The organism is Bacillus sp. SIMBA_074 (assembly GCF_046534555.1).
In the GTDB taxonomy this organism is placed as follows: domain Bacteria; phylum Bacillota; class Bacilli; order Bacillales; family Bacillaceae_G; genus Bacillus_A; species Bacillus_A mycoides.
Window position 1 is genome coordinate 1 of sequence record NZ_JAWRYM010000463.1, and the last position, 275, is coordinate 275.

Consider the following 275-nt stretch of genomic DNA (forward strand, 5'->3'; position numbering starts at 1 on the left):
GCGCCTCTCTATTTACTTGAACTTCACTACCGTACCATAAGCGAAACGAAGTAAGCCAAGATTTACAAACGTTTTGCTCGTTCCCTGTCAAGCTTACCCCTCAGCTAAACATTCCATGGGTATCCAGCCTGCTTCATCTGTATCCTCCAGTGTGCACCAGCCCCAGCCATTCAGCTCGCGTTCGAGCCAAACCCGCTCTCCACCAGCCACTGTTAACTCATGAGCGGAATATGCCTCTGTAATAATACCTTGCTCGCCTTCTTTTTCGATGATTT

1 pseudogene is annotated in these 275 nt (G+C 48.4%); it reads right to left on the bottom strand.

Features of this window, described 5'->3' with window-relative positions:
- Positions 1-93: 93 nt before the first annotated feature.
- Positions 94-275: pseudogene (locus SB773_RS31595) on the bottom strand (hypothetical protein); the annotation flags it as partial.